Source organism: Bacillus sp. 165 (assembly GCF_017742235.1).
In the GTDB taxonomy this organism is placed as follows: Bacteria; Bacillota; Bacilli; order Bacillales; family Bacillaceae_G; genus JAGHKQ01.
Window position 1 is genome coordinate 206400 of record NZ_JAGHKQ010000001.1, and the last position, 20227, is coordinate 226626.

19 protein-coding genes are annotated in these 20227 nt (G+C 35.8%); 7 read left to right on the forward strand and 12 right to left on the reverse strand.

Annotated elements, in window-relative coordinates; genetic code table 11:
* Window positions 1-9 precede the first annotated feature (9 nt).
* From J7Q84_RS01130 to J7Q84_RS01140, 3 genes are all read right to left on the reverse strand, one after another.
* Window positions 10-927 (reverse strand): superoxide dismutase, encoded by a 918-nt coding sequence (locus J7Q84_RS01130; protein ID WP_209092559.1) that lies wholly within the window; start codon window positions 925-927, stop codon window positions 10-12.
* Between the two features lie 165 nt (window positions 928-1092).
* A complete protein-coding gene (locus J7Q84_RS01135; protein ID WP_209092560.1) occupies window positions 1093-1584 on the reverse strand; it encodes a YpuI family protein in 492 nt (163 codons plus the stop codon).
* 29 nt (window positions 1585-1613) lie between these two features.
* Complete coding sequence (locus tag J7Q84_RS01140; protein ID WP_247739019.1) at window positions 1614-2030, reverse strand: hypothetical protein; 417 nt, start codon at window positions 2028-2030, stop codon at window positions 1614-1616.
* 181 nt (window positions 2031-2211) lie between these two features.
* Here J7Q84_RS01140 and mprF point away from each other — a divergent pair, with 181 nt between their 5' ends.
* Complete coding sequence (gene mprF, locus J7Q84_RS01145; RefSeq protein WP_209092561.1) at window positions 2212-4758, forward strand: bifunctional lysylphosphatidylglycerol flippase/synthetase MprF; 2547 nt, start codon at window positions 2212-2214, stop codon at window positions 4756-4758.
* Window positions 4759-4768: 10 nt separating this feature from the next.
* Here mprF and J7Q84_RS01150 read toward each other — a convergent pair whose 3' ends face one another.
* From J7Q84_RS01150 to J7Q84_RS01165, 4 genes are all read right to left on the reverse strand, one after another.
* On the reverse strand, window positions 4769-5578 hold the full coding sequence (locus J7Q84_RS01150) for a hypothetical protein (RefSeq protein ID WP_209092562.1): 810 nt from the start codon (window positions 5576-5578) through the stop codon (window positions 4769-4771).
* 92 nt (window positions 5579-5670) lie between these two features.
* Window positions 5671-6441: an IucA/IucC family C-terminal-domain containing protein gene (locus J7Q84_RS01155; RefSeq protein ID WP_209092563.1), complete on the reverse strand. Its 771-nt coding sequence runs from the start codon at window positions 6439-6441 to the stop codon at window positions 5671-5673.
* Window positions 6442-6620: 179 nt separating this feature from the next.
* The gene (locus tag J7Q84_RS01160) at window positions 6621-6761 is read right to left on the reverse strand and encodes a hypothetical protein (protein ID WP_209092564.1); all 141 of its coding nucleotides are present in this window, start codon (window positions 6759-6761) and stop codon (window positions 6621-6623) included.
* 159 nt (window positions 6762-6920) lie between these two features.
* Window positions 6921-7223 (reverse strand): hypothetical protein, encoded by a 303-nt coding sequence (locus J7Q84_RS01165; protein WP_209092565.1) that lies wholly within the window; start codon window positions 7221-7223, stop codon window positions 6921-6923.
* A 339-nt stretch (window positions 7224-7562) separates the two neighbouring features.
* Here J7Q84_RS01165 and deoD point away from each other — a divergent pair, with 339 nt between their 5' ends.
* The 3 genes from deoD (at window position 7563) to J7Q84_RS01180 (ending at window position 10965) form a co-directional block, all read left to right on the forward strand.
* Window positions 7563-8267 carry a purine-nucleoside phosphorylase gene (gene deoD, locus J7Q84_RS01170; RefSeq protein ID WP_209092566.1) on the forward strand — a complete coding sequence of 235 codons (705 nt, stop codon included), beginning with the start codon at window positions 7563-7565 and terminating at the stop codon, window positions 8265-8267.
* Between the two features lie 261 nt (window positions 8268-8528).
* Window positions 8529-10334, forward strand: coding sequence for a sensor histidine kinase (locus tag J7Q84_RS01175; protein WP_209092567.1), 1806 nt, complete (start codon window positions 8529-8531; stop codon window positions 10332-10334).
* 100 nt (window positions 10335-10434) lie between these two features.
* Window positions 10435-10965: a tyrosine-type recombinase/integrase gene (locus J7Q84_RS01180; RefSeq protein ID WP_209093081.1), complete on the forward strand. Its 531-nt coding sequence runs from the start codon at window positions 10435-10437 to the stop codon at window positions 10963-10965.
* Between the two features lie 302 nt (window positions 10966-11267).
* On the opposite strand, the gene J7Q84_RS01185 is transcribed toward J7Q84_RS01180, so the two are convergent.
* From J7Q84_RS01185 to J7Q84_RS01200, 4 genes are all read right to left on the reverse strand, one after another.
* Window positions 11268-13232: a beta-propeller fold lactonase family protein gene (locus J7Q84_RS01185; RefSeq protein WP_209092568.1), complete on the reverse strand. Its 1965-nt coding sequence runs from the start codon at window positions 13230-13232 to the stop codon at window positions 11268-11270.
* 114 nt (window positions 13233-13346) lie between these two features.
* A complete protein-coding gene (locus J7Q84_RS01190) occupies window positions 13347-15404 on the reverse strand; it encodes a hypothetical protein (protein WP_209092569.1) in 2058 nt (685 codons plus the stop codon).
* A gap of 427 nt (window positions 15405-15831) precedes the next feature.
* The gene (locus J7Q84_RS01195) at window positions 15832-16092 is read right to left on the reverse strand and encodes a hypothetical protein (protein WP_209092570.1); all 261 of its coding nucleotides are present in this window, start codon (window positions 16090-16092) and stop codon (window positions 15832-15834) included.
* Between the two features lie 319 nt (window positions 16093-16411).
* Window positions 16412-17254, reverse strand: coding sequence for a DUF72 domain-containing protein (locus J7Q84_RS01200; RefSeq protein ID WP_209092571.1), 843 nt, complete (start codon window positions 17252-17254; stop codon window positions 16412-16414).
* A gap of 234 nt (window positions 17255-17488) precedes the next feature.
* Between J7Q84_RS01200 and J7Q84_RS01205 the strand changes: the two genes are divergently transcribed.
* From J7Q84_RS01205 to J7Q84_RS01215, 3 genes are all read left to right on the forward strand, one after another.
* Entirely contained in the window at window positions 17489-17944 is a 456-nt protein-coding gene (locus J7Q84_RS01205; protein ID WP_209092572.1) for a hypothetical protein, read from the forward strand.
* 150 nt (window positions 17945-18094) lie between these two features.
* Window positions 18095-18685 carry a hypothetical protein gene (locus tag J7Q84_RS01210; protein ID WP_209092573.1) on the forward strand — a complete coding sequence of 197 codons (591 nt, stop codon included), beginning with the start codon at window positions 18095-18097 and terminating at the stop codon, window positions 18683-18685.
* 95 nt (window positions 18686-18780) lie between these two features.
* Window positions 18781-19485 carry a DUF2642 domain-containing protein gene (locus J7Q84_RS01215; RefSeq protein WP_209092574.1) on the forward strand — a complete coding sequence of 235 codons (705 nt, stop codon included), beginning with the start codon at window positions 18781-18783 and terminating at the stop codon, window positions 19483-19485.
* A gap of 402 nt (window positions 19486-19887) precedes the next feature.
* Here J7Q84_RS01215 and J7Q84_RS01220 read toward each other — a convergent pair whose 3' ends face one another.
* On the reverse strand, window positions 19888-20112 hold the full coding sequence (locus J7Q84_RS01220) for a hypothetical protein (RefSeq protein WP_209092575.1): 225 nt from the start codon (window positions 20110-20112) through the stop codon (window positions 19888-19890).
* Window positions 20113-20227 lie beyond the last annotated feature (115 nt).

Below are 20227 nucleotides of genomic sequence, written 5' to 3' on the forward strand. Positions count from 1 at the left end.
GACACTTTTTTAAAATGGCTGCCATTCCAGTTTACTTGCTTTTTTGTAGCGCTCTTGCACATCTTCCCAATTTACAATATTCCACCAATTTTTTATATATTCTTCCTTTTGGTTTTGATACTGTAAGTAATAGGCATGCTCCCATACATCTAGCACTAATAGTGGAATAGTATCCCATTGTGTAAAGAGCTGATGCAATGTGCTTTGCAATATTTCTGTACGTCCAGCACGAGGAGACCAGACAAGAATCGCCCAACCTGCTCCCTCTACTTTACTAGCTGCTTCTGTAAAGTGTGCTTTGAACCTTTCAAAATTTCCAAAATCCTGATTAATTTGCTTTAATAAGGATCCGCTTGCTTTTCCACCCCCGCCTCTTTTCATATTGTTCCAAAAAATCGTGTGCAAATAATGCCCCGAACCGTGAAAAGCCGCTTCACGTTCCCAATGTTTAATTAAATCGTAGTCATTATTTTTTCGCGCTTTTTCCATCATCTGTTCTGCTTTGTTCAGTCCTTGTACATAACTTCGGTGGTGCTTATCATGATGCAGCTGCATGATTTCCTTTGCGATATAAGGTTCCAATGCATTATATGGATACGGTAAAGGTGGCAGAACATGTCCTCCGATTGGTACACTTCTAGTTTCATGGCTTCTCTCATAGGAAACATACTCTTCATAGTTACCGGTTGTAAATACTTCCTGTAATCGATGCTGTAAAGTTTCTATATCATCACTTATCTGATACACAAACTCAACATCATAATCAAGTTGATTCGCTTTAATACGGTCCATCAATACTTGAATCCTATATTCCAGCATATGCACATCATATATTTCAGTCGCTCGGCTATCCAATACATGTAATACACTTTCACACCAATTTTCTACCTCATGAAAGTAATGATCAAACTCTTCACGGTTTCCCATTGTACACCTCCATATGGAAATGCATTCCATAGCATTGTTATCCTTTCTAAATGTATTCATCATCTAGATTAGTCATGATACTAAAGTAAAACTTATAGAAATCTTCGTTCAACCACCTGGACAACATAAAAAAACAACAGCCGGAAGTATTCCAGCTGTTTAGTTTTATTGGGACTGTTTTATTTTTGTTTGATAGTCTGTTTCATAAAATTCCAGCTCTTCTCGAATAGCTTGAAATTTCCCTTCCAGTTCTTTCATCAATTGCTGTACAGATGGGGGAGCAGTCTTAACAAATGTAATAGCATTTTTCCCCGTGTACGCTGATCTACTGTTTTCATACCAATAGTCATTTTTAGGAGAGAAAAACTCTGCAATAACTTGATGATAAATTTTAAAAAGCGTACGTTCCGCTCCTTGTTTGCGAAAAGGTTCACTCTGAAGCAGCACTCGGCACACATCTAACCCTTCCTCACAAAATACAAGCAGCCTTCTAATACCGGAAAGCAGCCCCTCGTAATACGTCTTGTTGTTACTTTCTGCCTCTTCTATTAAAGAGATAATAGTATGGTGATTTACATACTCAGTCATTACACCAACTACTTCACTTAAAAAGGCTTCTACTTGTTTAGTTTGATTATAAACAATTGTATTTGACATAAACCTCTTCCTCTCTTTATTGCTATTATTTATGATTCTTTCACTGAATGAATACCCTTCACTTCCGCTTGTCCGTACTTCTCCAAATCTATCAAAATATCCTTCAATTCTGTTAGTGATATATTCTGTATATATTTCTTTAACTCTTCTTGCGTTTTAATGTAAATTCGTTTTCTGTTTACTAGCTCCGGATTATATAGCAAACTGGCGAGCGCTACAATATCTTTAAAGTATACATCTCGTTCACCCGCTTGAAATACAGAGCCTTCAGTAAAATTACTGAACTGATCTATCTGTTCTTCAAAATATCTAACATATAGTACATATAATGTTTTTTCTGTATGATTATGAATATATGTAACTTCAGAACGATTAAAGAAATCCTCTGAAGTATTTGGCTGGGCTTTTACTAGTTCATAGCCTGTACAACGTTTAATAATCATCATTCCACCTCATTTCTTACTTAATTGTATCTTAACATATTTTTGATTTTAATCGTAATAATTTTATAAAAATTCAAAATATACTGTTATTTTTCTATTTAGAAATTATATTTCTATTTTTATGCAAAATTGCCATAATAGATAGTACGCTTGTATCAACGTACCGGAAAGGAAATAGACGATTATGTCAATTTCGTTAAAACGAGTTTTCCAACTCGGAAAATTGCTTCTTCCCATAATTATTCTAATCATTGTTTTTATTCAAGCTCGAAAAGAACTAGCTGACTTATCCTTCCGACAGGCAGTGCACGTTATTAAAAATATGCCAACAGGCGGGTTTATTTTGGCACTAATAGTCGGTACTGTTGCTGTTGCCACCATGTTTTTATATGACTATGTGCTAGTACACTCTCTTTCCCTGAAAATATCTATACCAAAAGTATTTCGGATCTCCTGGATTGCCAACTCTTTCAACGGTGTACTTGGATTCGGTGGTTTAGCAGGAGCTGGACTCCGAACCATGCTGTATCGGCAATATACGAAGGATTCAAGTGGATTAGTAAAAGGTGTTGCATGGCTTACTTCCGCCTTTATTACAGGTTTATCTGTTTTATCCTTTTTAACATTACTACATATCTTGGATGCCACGTATATATTGCAGGAAAAGCCTTGGCTATGGCCGCCATTGATTTGCTTCGCACTATTTGTCCCTTTATATATAGGCATTTCAAAACGAAAAGCACCTTCAAGACCCACTGTTCTCTATTCCCTTGTATCCTGCTTTGAATGGTTGTCCGCGGGAGTGGTCATCTATGTCATTCTCTGTTTGCTTGATGTGAATATAAGCTTTCCTGAAACCTTAGGTGTGTTTGTTATTGCGGCTATTGCCGGAAGCATAAGCTTAGTACCGGGCGGGCTCGGTTCGTTCGACCTCATTTTTTTAACAGGCATTGAACGCTATGGAGTAGAAACGGAAACCGCCTTTTCTGCATTATTATTATACCGGCTCGTTTACTATTTTTTTCCGTTTGGACTCGGTTTGATTTTTGCGGCATTTGAAATGTCTGGAGCAGCCTTAAAAAAAATCGAGGACAAGCCGTTTATTGCCCCCGCTTTAGAAACTACAGGAGTAATCTGGACTTTACAGCGTGACTGGTTTTCCAAACTTGGGCATTGGGCCATTGCCGCTCTAACAGCTATATCAGGACTGCTTGTTATTCTCTCTGTGCTTGTTCCTACAAGTGTGCACCGTGTCCATGCATTACGTATATTGGTGCAAAATCAAGTAATTGATCTATCCTTTGGCTTGGCCCTCAGCTTTGGTATTCTTCTTCTTATTCTGTCTGGAGGAATTTATAGAAGAACAAAGCGGGCCTACTATATGGCTGTATTTGTTTTAATTGGAGGGATAATTTCCAATGCATTAAAAGGCATTGATTTAGAAGAATCGCTTATTCTATTAATTGTACTTACTGTACTATTTATGCTGCGAAAGCTATTTGTACGACAGTTGGTAAAACTCACCTTTTCAGATATTATAAAAATCACTCTCGTTATTACTGGAGCTTTAGTACTTTACCTTTGGATAGGTATTTTATTTGTAGATATGGATGAGGTCTTTGAACCTTATTATGTAGTACGGACCATAAAGCAAGTGCAGCAAAGCACCATGATTGCCTCTATCGTCGTCCCTGTTTATTTACTGATCAGCTCGATTGCATTAAATCGTTTTTTACATAAAGTTCCCGGTTCCCTCCCTAATTTCCAACGGTTAGAATTGTTTCTCAAAGAATATGGAGGAAATGCACTAAGTCACCTGGGCTTTTTGGGAGATAAACGATTTTTCTTCAGTAAAGATGGGACAGCTATGCTGCAATTTGCCCGTTCAGGTAAATGGCTTGTCGTATTAGGCGATCCGATTGGAAATCCTTCTTCATTCCAACAACTCATGGGAGACTTTTTACGAGAAGCAGATTATGCCGGTTTTATATGTGTTTTTTATCAAATTGAAAGTAAGTTCTTAGCACTATATCATGACTTCGGTTATAACTTTTTTAAACTCGGAGAAGAAGCAATCGTTGATTTAAATACATTTACACTATCGGGGAAAAAACGAAGTAGTCTTCGAACCACATTTAATCGTTTCCAACGTGAGGAGTATAGCTTTCACGTATACTCTCCCCCTTTTTCTAATGAATTCTTGTTGCAATTAAAACAAGTATCCGATTCATGGATTGGGAAGAAAAAAGAAAAAGGATTTTCACTTGGCTACTTTGATTCCTATTATATAAATCGTGCACCTGTAGCTGTATTACGAAATAAAGAAGGGCAAATTGGAGCTTTTGTAACCCTTATGCCTGCCTATAGAGATTGCTACATTTCAGTTGATTTGATGCGGCATCATCAGAAAGCACCAAGCGGTATAATGGATGCTATGTTCATTCACTTGTTTCATTGGGCAAAACAGGAGGGCTATCGTTTCTTTAATATTGGCATGGCCCCGCTTTCTAATGTCGGTATCTCTCCTCATTCTTTCTGGTCCGAAAAAGTAGCTGCCGCTATTTTTAATAATGTACGATATACATACAGCTTTAGCGGGCTTCGTTCTTTTAAAGATAAATATAAGCCGAATTGGAGCGGCAAATACTTAGCGTTCCAAAAAAACCATTCCTTACCAGCTACCATGCTCAGCCTAACAAAGCTAATCAGCAAGGCCCCACTCAATAAATAAAAGCAGGAATCTATCCTGCTTTTTTATTTTCTGTAACCGTCACTACAAATTCTTTTTCGTAACCTTTTCCATTAATATAAAAATCCGCCCATATTTTGTATAAACCCGGCTTAGGAAATGTAACAGAAAAAGAGATATCATTCTTTTTTTTCACTTTTTCAGGAGCAGCAAACAATATTATACTATTGGTTTCATCAGCAATCATTAATTTGGGCTGTTTACCTGAGGCAGAACTGAGAGTATAGAGGTCTTCCTTATTTCCCTGAAAACGAAAGGTAATCCCTTCTTTTTTCTCAGCTTCAAGCAAATTAAAAATAACGGACATTTGAATCCCGTCAACGGTAGTGGTCAACATAGAATTTGCCTGTAATGGAAGAGGCTCCTTCCTCTCTTTTCCAACCTGGATAGATTTTTGAGCAAACATTTCCCTTTTTTGTCCATCCTGCACATATAAAAATAGAGAATATTGTCCTTTCTTTTTGAAAGTATGTGAAATTAAGAATAGACCCTTTCCTGAAAATTTCGGGTGAATATCCTCGTAATGTGTAAGGTTGTCATCCATGATAACAGCATGTACCTTCCCCTGCTCCGTATCGTTCAATCCACGTAGTGCTGTTCCTTTCTCATCTTGTAAAGTAAATTGAATCTTAGCCTTTTTGTTAACTGTAATATTGGGAATACTAAAAGATACTCGAGTATTGTCTAGTTCGGTAAACTTATCCTCTTGTCCATTTGAAAACAACGCCACTTCCCTCTGAAAATATGAAACAATGACAAATGCAACAAATAAAAGAAGAACTATTCCCGTTATTTTTTTCACCAGCACTCACCCAACAATCTCGTTTTTTTAAATTGTAACATAATTCTGTCTATTTATATAACCTAACATAAAGAAAAACATGAATTTTTCATTCATGCTTTTTGATATACGTCCATTATCTTTTTTACTCGCTCTGTATTACTAATACGAGGACATGTATAGCATGTCCTTCCAGCCTTGTAATTCATACAACATACCTTACGGAGCACGACACTTTCATTTTTCTCGACTGGATGTGGGAAATGGCAAAATTGAATTTTTAGCGGATTACATCCTATTTCTCCGAACCATTTTGCAGGAGCTTTATGAACCAAAAAATAAAAATCTTCTTGCAACTGTTTCTTTAAAACCTCATTTTTTTCCTTCTCTATCCATTTTTTATACATAACATGAACATAAAAAGCTATGTGAGCCCACATTGTACTCCTTGGAAGCTTTGTTTCATGTGATAAAGCCTCAATAATAATAGTAAGATGTTCAGCAAATAGCTTACGAATGATTTCATTTCGCCATTCATTTCGTTCTCCTTTCCAACAAACCTCACTGATGCCGGAAGGGATATAAACAGCTAGTTTCGTATATTTATAGTCAATAAATATCTGGGATAATGGAATATCAATGCCCTTATTGTATTTGCTCATAATTTCTAATGCTGCAATATACAAAGAATAACGTTTCACAAATAGAGATGCTGTTACTTTATGATTGGATGAACCAAATATACTGCCTAAATGCGGGAGAATATTGACAATATTTTTTCTTTGTATAAATTCATTTCCTGAGATAAGTATAGCATCTTCACAGAGATTGGCAGCATTATGTACTCCATACATTTGTAATAAAAGATGTATATCCCTTTCCACTACGATTCCCCCGTTATATCTATTGTCTACACTTCTAAATTTATCAATAATGAGAATCATTGTCAAATACTACTCTACCTTCAAACTAAAAAGATGTGCAAAGATGCACATCTTTTTAGCAAGGTAAAAGAGCATACAAATCCACGAGAATTGTCTATCTCATATAACTCGTTTTTACCCTATTCTCTATCTCTCGCTTCGTATGCTACTAAAGCTACCTGTCTCCCAAGCTTTTGTTCAAACTGCTCCTCTACTTGCTTTAATGTAGAATGCATCTCGTCGGAAATATGCGCAATAGAAAATTTATTATTGTCTTGCATATAGACACCCGCTTTCTTTATAATCCTTCTTAGTTTTTACAAATTTTATAGTTTCTTATACATAAAAAAATTAGCTACAAGCTATTTAAGTCCCTAAAAAATCGTTCCTGTACATAATACAGTATCCTATAAAAATAGAACTGATGCGTTGCATCAGCTCTATTTTTTATAACTTCTTTCTACTTGGTCTTCTTCTAACCAATCTGCATCGCGCACATTAGAATGTTCTTCATAGCCCACTAAATCCTCACCAATAATTTCATCAAATGATAATCCTCCAAGGGCTCCGCTTGCTGTTTCTCCTATGATTGTTGTTGTACTTGTCGGTCCTATGTCAGCTTCTATGTGTTCAATAATAGGATCCTGCTTCTTATAAGAGATAGGTGTATCCATTGTGCTTAGATCATCGTACGAAGAGGCTGTTTCCAATGTTTCTTCTGTTTCATCGTTGTAATTAATCATATTTTCATGCTCCTTATCTTTATAAATACCTACTACCGAAATTATAAAACTGAAACTCCCATCAATGTGGATTTCCTTTTCTCCTCACCGATGCTTTTTAGAACTAACTAAGATATGCTTTCCTGCCTTACTTCAACTTTTCATTAGTTCCTCTAATCACGTCACTAATTCCGTTACCTTCGTTACTGGTTACATTCATAAAAACACTCTTTTATTTCCGTACCTTTATATTCTGTAACTATTCGATTTACATACAAAAAACTTGATGCTGTTTTTTTGAAAATGATGTGTGAACTTGGCAAGAAACGTATAGAATAAAACTGTCAGGAGGTTAGAAATATGAGTATCCATATTGGAGCACAACAAGGACAAATCGCAGAAACAATATTATTACCTGGAGATCCTCTGCGTGCTAAATATATTGCTGAAACGTTTTTGGAGAGTGCTGAATGCTATAATAACGTGCGAGGTATGCTCGGGTTTACAGGTACATACAAAGGAAAACGGGTGTCTGTTCAAGGTACTGGAATGGGTGTTCCTTCCATCTCCATTTACGTGAATGAGCTCATTCAAAGCTATGGCGTAAAAAATTTAATCCGAGTTGGAACATGCGGAGCTATTCAAAAAGACGTTAAAGTGCGCGATGTCATCATTGCTATGACTTCTTGCAGTGATTCTAATATTAATCGCCTTACATTCCCTGGCTTTGACTTTGCTCCATGTGCAAACTTTAACTTATTAAAACATGCATACGATGCTGCAGTGGAAAAAGGATTAAGCGTACAAGTAGGAAATATTTTAACTGCTGATGTATTTTATCGTGAGAGCATGGATATGGTGAAAAAGCTAGGAGATTACGGTGTATTGGCAGTTGAAATGGAAACGACAGCGCTATATACCCTAGCAGCTAAATTTGGAGTCAATGCATTGTCCGTTCTGACTGTAAGTGATCATATTTTTACTGGGGAAGAAACAACAGCGGAAGAGCGTCAAACAACATTCAATGATATGATTGAAATAGCATTAGAAGCCTCTCTTAAATAAACAGTCAATCAGGAACTTGTCACACATTAGACAAGTTCTTTTTTATAGTAAAGAAAGGAAAGTTCAAAAAACATTTCCCTTAAAACATTCCTTACAATTTAAAATAAACGAAAAAATGCGGTAAACTGTTTTTTTGTTAATGGTACATTCAACTTCATTATCAAAATCGATGAAGGTTATACCGTTTGCTAAAACCTATCTTTACGAAGGCATAACAAATAATGATATAATAGTGTACATCTAGTAGCTCGAGGTGTAATCGTGAAAAGAAAAAGTATTGTTTTAAAATTATTTTTATTAACGTCTTGTCTCTTCACCCTTGTTTTTCTACTATTTTTTGCTGGTCAATCATTATTTTTAGAAAAGTTTTATATAAAAAAGAAGACTGACAATGTCATGCATGCATTTGAAACATTTGTCGAGGACTATGAAAAGAGCGATCATAGTTTGACAACCATCCAAAAGTTACGGCGAAAATTTTTCACCAAAACGAATGCTCAGCTTGGCTTTCTTGACCAAAACGGCACAATCAAAAATGTAAATAACTACTATATAGATGTACAAGATAAAAAAACGAATAAAATTTATACAGTACCGCTTAACAATTTGTTAAGCCCTGGAGAATTTACAGCTTTTATGAAGCTATCGATTCGTGAAAATGACAGAATTCTCATTGACGGCATTCCAAAGCAAGAAATTGTAATTCCCCTTGAAATCACATCCAATTTTGGGAACTGGAAAAACGAGAACGTCATTAGCGATATTAGTTTTTTTAATGATAAGGCAAAAAAATATGTACAAAAAAATCCTTATAGTGTACTTATCGATGGAACTGTCGTTAAAAAGAAGCTACCTACTTGGGAAGAAGTGAATACTGCGAGCGATACAGATACACTATTGCAGGCCATTCAGTATTGGGTTCTTTCCGTTTCTGTTGGTGAAGCTGACCCGACTGCCTTAACTACTTTCAAATATGGCAGTAAAGGCGGTGGGACAAATCAAATGTTCGTACAACCTATCATTAAAGATGGGGAAATCACAGAGTTCGCATTTGCTATGACATCGCTTCAGCCTGTAAACGAAGCAATACTGGTACTAAAGGATTATTATGTGTATGCTTTTTTCATTGTTTTTGGTGTTATCATTTTATTATCGTTCTACTATTCTAAAATGATTGCCAAGCCTCTAATTAAGATAAATGAAGTCACAAAAAAAATAGCTGCGTTTGACTTCTCGCAAAAGCTTCCTGTTGTTGCAAATGATGAGATTGGCAGCTTATCTAACAGCATTAACACCTTGTCTACAAACTTAAAGGATCAAATTAATCAACTGCAAATTGCTAATCAGCAATTAATTCAGGATGTAGAACGAGAACGGCAGTTGGAACGAACACGGAAAGAATTCATTTCAGGAGTATCTCATGAACTGAAAACACCATTAAGTGTCATTCACAGCTTTGCAGAAGGAATCAAGGACGGAGTCAGCACAAACATAGATTACTATACGGATGTCATTTTAGAAGAAGCAGATAAAATGAACTCTCTCATAATTGAAATGCTGGAGCTGGCCAAACTAGAGTCAGGAACTTACAAGCTTTCCAAAGAAACATTTTGTATAGATGAATTAATACGGCAAGTGATGGCAAAGCTTGCCTTTAGCATTGAAGAAAAGCAGTTAACCGTCCTTATTCAAACAGACGAAAAAATGTTAGTACACGCAAATAAAAATCGGATAGAACAAGTCATCGTCAATTTGCTAAGCAATGCTATACGTTATACACCTAAACAAGAAAGCATTACAGTATCTGTTCATGACTATGGTTCACAAATCATGGTAAGTATTTATAACAAGGGTACTGCTATTCCAGAGGAAAGCCTTGATAAAATTTGGGAACGCTTTTACCGCACCGATTCTTCACGCAGTCGTGTCACTGGCGGTACAGGTCTCGGCTTGTCTATTGTCAAAAATATACTAGATCTCCATAACGTCAAATATGGTGTACAAAATAGAAATGATGGAGTTCAATTTTATTTTTATTTACACAAAGCAAAAAAACATGCGGACTAATCGCATGTTTTTTTATTTTTCACTCAAAATTCACATAGAATACACACATTATCATTATATTGAGGGTAATGAAAATCATTCATATACAGAAAGGAGAACAATCATGAATAGTGGACAACCGATTCAAAATAAAAGAAAATTGGAGAAAATGAAAACAATTCTTGAAAGTTCCTCTCAGCGTGACGCACTCTTATTTATTCTGTCTATAAACTCCGGTTTAAAGGTCAGCGAGATTCTTCAACTTAAAATAAAAGATATTTTAGATGACCAACAACAAATCCGTCACTCTATTTCATTTTACAACGAACAAACAAAAAAACAACAATGGTTTGCGGTAAATGAAGAATTAAAAGAGGCTATTTCAATATACTTGCAAGAGCGCAAATATGCGAAAGAGAATGAGCCGCTTCTGAAATCACAAAAAGGAAAAGGAGCCATTACTCGTCAGCACGCTTGGTATGTTTTAAATAAAGCTGCAAAAGAAGCAGGCCTTGACGGTATCAGTTCCCATACTCTACGTAAAACATGGGGATATCAAGTATACAAGTCTGGTGTAGACATTGCTTTTTTACAGCATTTTTTCAGTCATGCTACCCCTTTTATAACATTAAAATATATTGGAGTAGCTTAAAAAGCATCGGTATATTGCCCAACCGATGCTTTTTTCTACCTGTTTTCTTTTTTGCTAACATCATATTCGTTAAACATTCTAAAAATATCACCTTAATCATAGTTAACAGAGAAAATGAAACCTGTTTTACCGAGCATAAAAAGCCATAAATTATACCTGGTTTTACAGCAATCAAAAACTCTCCTATTACCGTCCTTTTTCAGATTACTCCGTTTCCATCCCCTATCACGTAAATATAGAGATTCACGCAAGGTACTCTGAAGTTCTGTTCATTCAAAAAAATCATCTCTCAAGACATCCCTTTATTGTATAGACCGTACATACTGAGCAATAGCCTGAACTTCTTGCATGGACAATACTTCTTTTCCTTCATACTGGTGTTTCTGAACAGCTTCTTCAATTGTTTTTGCACTCCCATCATGCAAATACGGGGCTGTTGCCCATACTCCGCGAAGAGTAGGCGAATCAAACAGTCCTTTCGTGCGAATATTTTTGAATTCTCCTCTTGCATCTCCCCCATACGCTTGATCATATTGATTGGCCGTACCAATATTATATAAATAGCTTATATTAGCTGTATTTAACTTCCCACCCTCATCAACAGCGTTTATACTAGCAGTAAAATATTCTCCCCCATGACAGCTTAAACAGTTTCCTTTTCCATTAAAGAGCTGCTCTCCCTCTACTGCCAGTGGAGATAAGCTGCCGTCTTTTTGTCTATACGGACTTCTTGGAACCGGAAATGAATCGGGATCGTCTAAAAACGCAAGAAGTGCATCGTACATATGCTGCGTATCCACAGGCATAGGCTGACTTGGATTTATATTCAGCATCCCCCCCATTTCTCCTTGAACAGTGTGTATATAATCTGCGAAGTCATCTCTTGACCCATCCCACATAAAAAGACCTGTTTTCGTAGTTAATACGTTACTTGGAACATTACGTTGACCTTTCGGTGTCATTAATGTTAACCCATTGATATCCCCATCACTATGACAGGAAACGCAGCTCATCCAATTGTTTCCTGTAATGTTGTTGGCAAACTCATCACTATTGCCGCTGAAAAAGAGGGTTTTCCCTTCTCTTACTAAGGGTGACAAAGAATCTTTCTGAATCAGTTTTATAGAGTCATTGTGAATCTTTACTTTCGCATATTCACTCCCTGCTCCTGTATCCAGTAAAGCTAAATCATGGCTCATAGCATTGTGGACATACAGCTTCTCTTCTTTAGGCGTTATAATAATGCCTCTTGGGTTATCGCCCGGAATTCTGCGTACGATTTGTGTGGCATTTCCTCCTCTTCTCAAATCAAATACTATTAAATCTTCACTGCCTGACATCACAGCATACGCTTTTGTTCCGGTTTTATTAAACACAACATCATACGGATTGGAAACAATAATATTTTCATTTTTTATATCTTTTATATTAATAGCTTCAAACAGCTGCTTTCGCTCATCCCTCAACTCTTCATCTGTTGTCAAATCTATAATTGAAATTGCAGGAAAAATAGTTTCCTCAAAATTGATAGGAGTATCCACATTCGTCAATAAATGAGGCACCCAAGCAGTTTTTCCATCTGGCGCAATAACAAATTGCTCTAATGTATTAGGCAAGCCTTGGCTTTTTTTATGGTCTTCCTTATCAGGAGAAGCTGCGAGGGAGATGACCTTTTGTACTTTATTCGTTTGTGTATCCACAACACTGATTTTTCCTTCTAAATAATGAGGAACATACAGCTTCTTTCCATCTGCTGTGATTGCTAATGTATGCGGTCTGTCACCTATGTGGATAGACTTTATCTCTTTGTTCTTGCTAAGATCAATTACTGACAAGGTACCTGAACGGAAATTTGAAACATATAATAGACTTCCGTCTTGACTAGTCAGAACACCAAACGGCTCAATACCAGTTGCTATTTTATCGACTACCTTTTTATCCTTCGTCGAAATGACAGCTACTGTATCGTCATACATGCAAGAAACATAAAGGAACGATTCATCCGGACTTAAGGATAATTGGCGAGGTTCTTTTCCAACTGGAATTTCGGCAATCGTTTTATTTTGTTTTACATCAATTACAGACACTGTATGAACATCAATATTAGCTGTGTACAACCAGTTCCCATCTTTACTTATTGCAATATTGTTACTATTAACTGCCGTTGTTCGCTTGATTGTATGTGTGGTTGCCCCTGATTTCGCACTACATCCAGCCATCATACCTATACAAATAAGCAAAAACAAGACAATATACATTCGTTTCATAAAGTACCCCCCTGTACACTTCTATACCGAAAAACAGCCTAAGAAATGCTTTGTTCATCTCTTCGGCTGTTCATTATGGAAATAATAACTATTATAATAGAATCACTTTGATATTTACTTTTTTATTTCTACGTTTACAAGAATAGGGGCAATACCGTACTTTCCGTGTCCAGCTTGTATTTGCGGAACCATATCATTATCCGTATTCGCCAACTTACTTCCCTTTTTATAGAAATCTCCAGTATCCCAAAACTCGCTCACTTGCATTCCTTCCTTCAAAGAAGGTCCATCGATAACTTGATTATAGAAGTCAACATAACGAGATACTACTGTTTGTTGTTCAAGTGCATGATATTTCGTTTTATCATCTTCCGTATTACTTAAGTTTGTAAGAGCAAGGCGTAATGTTGCTGACACGCTCCCAGCTGTAAACGGTGTATACTGCATTTTACCTTCGACAGTTTCATATGCGTGTGCCTTTTTATTCCACATCTTCTTATCTACTGCATTATATATTTCTCGGGCAGCATCACGATATTTTTCATCCTTAGTAGCTAAAAATGCCGCAGTCAATCCTCGAATTGCTCCTAATTGAGCTTCTAATTTGACCGTTTTTGTATCCTGTCCTTTTCCAACAACATAACCGTTTGCTACAAAGCCGTCTTTTGTTCTTAGTTTATTCAGCATAAAATCAGCTTGTTTTCGAATCATTTCAAGAGCAAGCTTTCCTTCCGGTGTTCCTAGTCCTTTTGCATCTTCTCCACTTGCATATCCCACTGGTAAACCGTCAATCGCTCTTTGAAAAATACGCATTGCTTCCATGGTATATCCAGCTTCAAATGTGTCTATATACTCGCCTTGTTTAGTTCCATCATTTTCGCTGATAAACGCCCCTAATTCCTTATTAAAATGCATTGCTTCTATATTTTTGAACACTTGCAATAATACATCCCGATTAAGAGAATATGGATCATATGCTTGTACATCATTTTCATTTACGGCATCAGTGTTTTCCATCGTTGCCTTCGCAAAAGGCTGTCCGTCAAAAGCGGCATGAAATGCAGGATTTACATTTTTATTTTCCGGTCTTTGGTCTGTCATCCCAAAGAATTCAGAGGATGGCCAAAGTATGAGCCATTGGTCTCTCAATAAACTGCGCACGTCTGTCACTTGCATGCTTCCTGCCTTGGCTGCAGTACCGCTTCCCGCTTCCGTCACTGTAATTTCATGTGGTAAATATACAAATCCTTGAGAAGGGTTATAGCTTGATCCTGTTCCGCTCGTCAAGCTTTTTCTAGTAGCATCATAGAATAAACCATCACGAATAAAACCTAACTTGTTCCATATTTCTTCCGTCAGGATAACCCCTTGCATCCCATCAGCAGAACTTACTCCAAGGCGAACATTGGGATCACTATCTTGAGTAGGTGAAGTTGCTTCTAACTCTTCATCCATATCTACCGTATGGAATCCCCCTAAAAAGTCTCCTGCCCACAGCGTTTGTTTTAAAAATACAGCTCCGTACGCTGAAGGAGTAAGGGTTTTACTCATCTTTTCCCGATCCCATCGTAATGATTTGAAATCTACTTGGTAGACAGGCACAAAAGTGTTATCCTCATTTTCTGCATACACAGATGTGTCTACTTTCGTTATGTAATGTGGATTACCGCTCGCATATTCTATAAATGTAGGATACATATTAGAGAAAATTTCATCTTTCGGGTAACCTACACTGTCCGCTATTTCATAGAAGCGTTCCTCTAAAAACGTTGGTGCATTCTTTCCTGCCTCTTTTGCCATTTTTTCTACTACAGGTCCGTGAATGAGATGCAACCCAAGACCTGATTTTTCAACCACTTCATACATAGCTTCCTCTGAATACTCATAAGACTCAATTCCAGCTGTATAATCAAACTTCGTGGGTTTATTGATTTCTTTTGGATCTAGTAAATCCAAGTCTAATCCTAACGACTCTGCCAGCGGCTCACCTGATAATTCAAACTCTGCATAAGCAAACATATTCCCTGCTGTATCAAATGTATAATCTACTACTGGTACAGTATATTCAGATGCTTTTTCTGTTCCAGTGACTTTTTTCTCAGTACATCCTGTTGCAATCAATAATGAAGATGCTACGGCAATTGTAGTCATCACTTTCCATGGTTTCCTCATTTTTCCATCCCCTTGTTGCTCTATCATTGAAATTGATAATTATTATCATTAAAAACACTAGTATTATATTATGAAACTAGTTTATTTGTAAACCGTTTCAAAGAAACTTATTACTTTTCTTTATGTAAACAGATTAGGTCATATAGTTTGCTGCTTTATAACATCAGAAAGATAGTTTTAATACTTCTCCTAAGAAACTTTTGATTGAACATTATGGACTAATTTTACATCCTGATTTTTGGATACTTTAATGTAACGGTCTATACTCAATACATAGCTACGTTTCAAAAAGAGCAAAATGCCTAATGTACTTGTACAAAGTGTAAGATTTATTACGTTCATATTACCTGAAATAATAAAATTAATATGCATAAACAAATGAGAACTGAGGGAAGAATCATAAGTCCAACTATCATACATATACCAACTATAATTTGAGTGATGGGAATAGTGTAATTAAAAAACATGCTGTGTGTTCAGTGAAATATTTATAAAAATCTGGAACATTTTGTTTTTCTAGTGACATCAACAAATAGTTGTTAAGGAAAACCTCCGGCTCGCTAAACCCATTCTTCTCTGTAATCTTAGTGATCCCAGCCATAAACCACCCCATACCAAAAAGAACACGCATTAACGTAATCAAAATCTGAAATGTTATTTTTGTAATACGATTAGATATTTTGTTCATAAAAATTGAACACCTCCAATTAACGATAATTATTCTCATCTACAAATCAAATTTATTAATAATGATAATCATCGTCAAATAAAACTATTAAAAATTACCCGTCAAAAACTATTGGCAAAGAAAATGATAATCATTATCATTTAATTATAACCAGCAGCAAATGCTTCACACTCGTGAAAACATTGGCCCCTCTAAAAAAGAAACGCGCTGTACATCCCCCCTGTTTGTACAGCGCATTTCTTTTTTTATAATTATAAAATATCTCTCTTACGTCACCTGCTAAGATAAAAAGAACTATCAAGTATTTTGGCTTTGGTAATCAAAACAATTTTAATTGCTCAGGATGACGATCTCCGTATGTAATTCCTAGAATAGCCATTAGTTGCTTGGCATTATCAGCTGCATCGCCACCGGAATTATTGTTAAATAATATATATATTTCTTTTGTTCGCTTTTGTAGCTTTTGTATATGTTCCGCCCACTCTGTTAGTTCTTCTTTGTTATAGCGATATAGACAGCGAACTGCACGCCAATTTTCACCATGATGATTCCAACCATGCACATTTCGTCCGTGAAATCGAATTAAAGTAGCGTTAGGATTAGTAGGATGAAGGACTATTGGAACAGAACCTATCCCAGCCTGCGGTTCATCACAAATAGTATGAATCCATCTCTCCTTCTCCATAAATTGAAGCGTTCGTTCACGGAATTGTGGTAAAAACCATGTTTGATTTCTAAATTCCAATGCAGAAGGTATTTCTCCCATTTTCTGTCTTGTAAATCTAAGAAGTTCTACATTTTTTATTTGACAATCAAACCATGGGGGATATTGAAAGAGCACCATCTTCAATTTACCAGCTTCTTGTAGCGGTTGAATAGACTGCTTAAAGATATCGAACATCTCATCTAAACTGTTGTATGGATGATCACTTCGCATATGACCAGTCATTCCTTGATACGCTTTTACAATAAATGAAAAGCTTGATGGCGTTTCGTCTATCCATTTTTTATAATTTCGTATCGGCTGCATAGCATAAAAAGAACTGTCGATTTCTACGATTGGAAAATATGTACTATAAGTCTGCAATTTATGCTTACTAGCCAATTTATCAGAATAAAGCGAATCATGATCCCCCCAGCCCGTCAATCCTATTCGAATCATTATGTAAACATCCCTTTTCCAATTTTTCTTTATTTTATCAAACTGTACTTGCATTGTCGAAGCTCTTACTTTTTAAACATTCATCATTATTTTTATACTAAACTTGTATAGAAAACTTGTTTTTCCTATTTTATGGACATCTTTACCTTAATTTACGACCCCTTAACCTAGAATTTACGTCCTTCCTGTATGATGAATAGTGAACAGACTATCGAATGAAACGAGGGATGTATCATGAAATATACTCAATTCTTATTGGTAATGTTCACATGTGCTTCATTTATTCTTGCAGCGTTCTATGTTGGAAAATGGAATCAACCGAAAGCAAGCTCCCATAAGCATCTAGTTTCTCAAATTCCATACAAGATTATTGCCGCTCGTGAATCGAATGTTTGGCTTACTAATAATGATACGCAGCAAAAACGATTGCTGACAGGGATGATTGTAACTACCGCTTCCACAAATGAGGAATATGAGCTAATTGCCCAGCAGATACAGTATAAATTTAAAAACAAAAATTTGGATTCTATTGAACTTACTGTTCATAATCCCAACGACAGGACGCTTGAAGAAGATATAGAATATATGCCAGTCAGTAAAGCAGTTCTTAAAATCAGTTATACCTCATTAGGTCAAGAGGAGCTTCAACTCCCTCGTAATCAAAATTATCTAATAGAAATTAACCAATAATATGACGCCCTTAAATATAGAATTTAAGGGCTTTTATAATAGGAATAAACGCACATTTTTTCAAATTTGGTCAAGTATCTCGTACCTTGTCCTCCAATGATACATACCATGTAGTGACATAAATTGATATTAATTAAGGAGGAATTTCACTTGTATTACAATCATTACCACCATTGGAATCAAGGACAGAATTTCTATGCTTCAAAATCTTTTAAATCGTTTGTTGGTACTACGGTACAAATGAATAGTAAGATAAAAGGTACATTACACGCAATCAAATCTGATTACTGTGTGATAGAGTCTAATGATGGAGTAGCTTATTATCCAATGCATCACGTTAAAGGATTCACGCAAGTAGTAGAAGATGAGCAAGACAATAACTCACAAACATCAGAAAACGACGAACAAGATCAAAGCCAAGAGGAAAAAGAAGAAGCCATCATTGTGCCAGGCAAACGTTTTGTTGATGTACTTGATCGTTTAAAAGGTGAAAGTTGCCAAATTAACCAAGGACCTCACAAAATCAAAGGTACAGTTATGGGAAGAGCAGGAGACCATTTAATGATGGAAGTAAATAATGAAGTTCTTTATATCCCTCTTTTCCATGTACAAAGCTTCAGCTGGAATTATAACAACAATAATAACAACAATAATAACAATGACAATAACAACAATAATGGGGACAATGCGAAGAATGAGCAAAAAAGCAGCGGAAACAAACAAAGCAGTAAAAACAAATAAAGCAGCAAAAAGCTTAAATCATGCTAATAATCCTCATAATGTTTGGTTATTAAAAAAATGTAACTGTAAGTAACTTTTTGAAAAGAAGGGGTGTCATGATTAATTTTCAATCCTATCTCCGTAAACCGATTCAACTCACTTTATCAGGTGAAATAATATTAACGGGTGTTCTCATTGATATAGGTACCGACATCCTGGTCGTGTATACCCAAGAAAACTTTTTATATATTCCATTTCTGCATATTCAGCGTATATCATTTACACTCTCTCAACCTGAAGAATTCCAGCGTTTGCAAACTTCCACAAGTTCAACAAAAGATTCTGTTAACTATGAAGACCTGCCTATTTCTAATGATTCAAATACTATTTCATTACGAAAAATACTGCAAAATGCCAAAGGCTTATTTACGGAAATTTTCGTAACAAATAATGAAACAATCCATGGATATGTCACGCACATTATGAATAATTACTTTGTATTTTACTCACCCGTATACAAAACAATGTATATCCCATTTCAACATTTAAAGTGGCTTATCCCCTATGGCCCAGACCAGGTTCCTTATGATTTAAAGAAACAAGATCTACCCTTGCAGCCAGCATCTGTAGGCCTTGCTCGCACATTTGAAGAACAACTAAAAAAATTTATAGGCAAAATTGTAGTCTTTGACTTAGGAGCACACCAGCATAAAGTCGGAAAACTAATAAGTGTTGAAAACAATCAAGTTGAATTGACTATCGCTCGTAGTGAAACTATTTTCTTGAACCTGCATCATATTAAAACATTGCATTGTCCGTAAAAACACGTCAGAAAGCTGACGTGTTTTTTACTTCATTATCATGTGCAATAGACAATCTGATAAAAGATTATAATAAAACCCTATGTTTGATAAACTACCTTTATCCCTATTCTATACATTGTCAAATGTTTCAAAAAACTGCTATATACTAATTGATAACCTGATAGATAAAAATTCCAAATACTGCAAGTAATAAAAGGCATAAAATAATTAAAAATATATTAGATATGCACATTTTTCGAAACATCACAATACCCCCTAGCTGTTCCGAATTTCATTAATTATTTTTATGATATAACGAAATTCTCACCTCTAGGTTACAGAGGTCTTACAATGTAAAAACATTTATTTACAAAGTGCAACCGCATGAAAAAAGCTTAGAAGATATATTCTCCTAAGCTTTTAATGAAGTAATTTCCATCCCATCAAATCATTATGAACTTGTTGTGCTCGCTTATCATTTCGATCATATAATTCATTATAGCTTTCTGTTTCTTCATCATAAGCCATTGTATAAATTATTTTTCCATCTACTTCAACCGATAACACAACCCCTCCCTCCATCTCCTCTACACGGATAATGGCATCTTCCGGCATCTTAACATCAGTCAACCTTTTCTCAAACATGTATTGCCTCCCGATTAGAATAAATTGCATTCTCTTATTCTACTTTTCACCTAAAAGTACTACCTTTGTATTACTTTATGAATTGCAGTTTGTTTTGTCAATGGATATACTTACA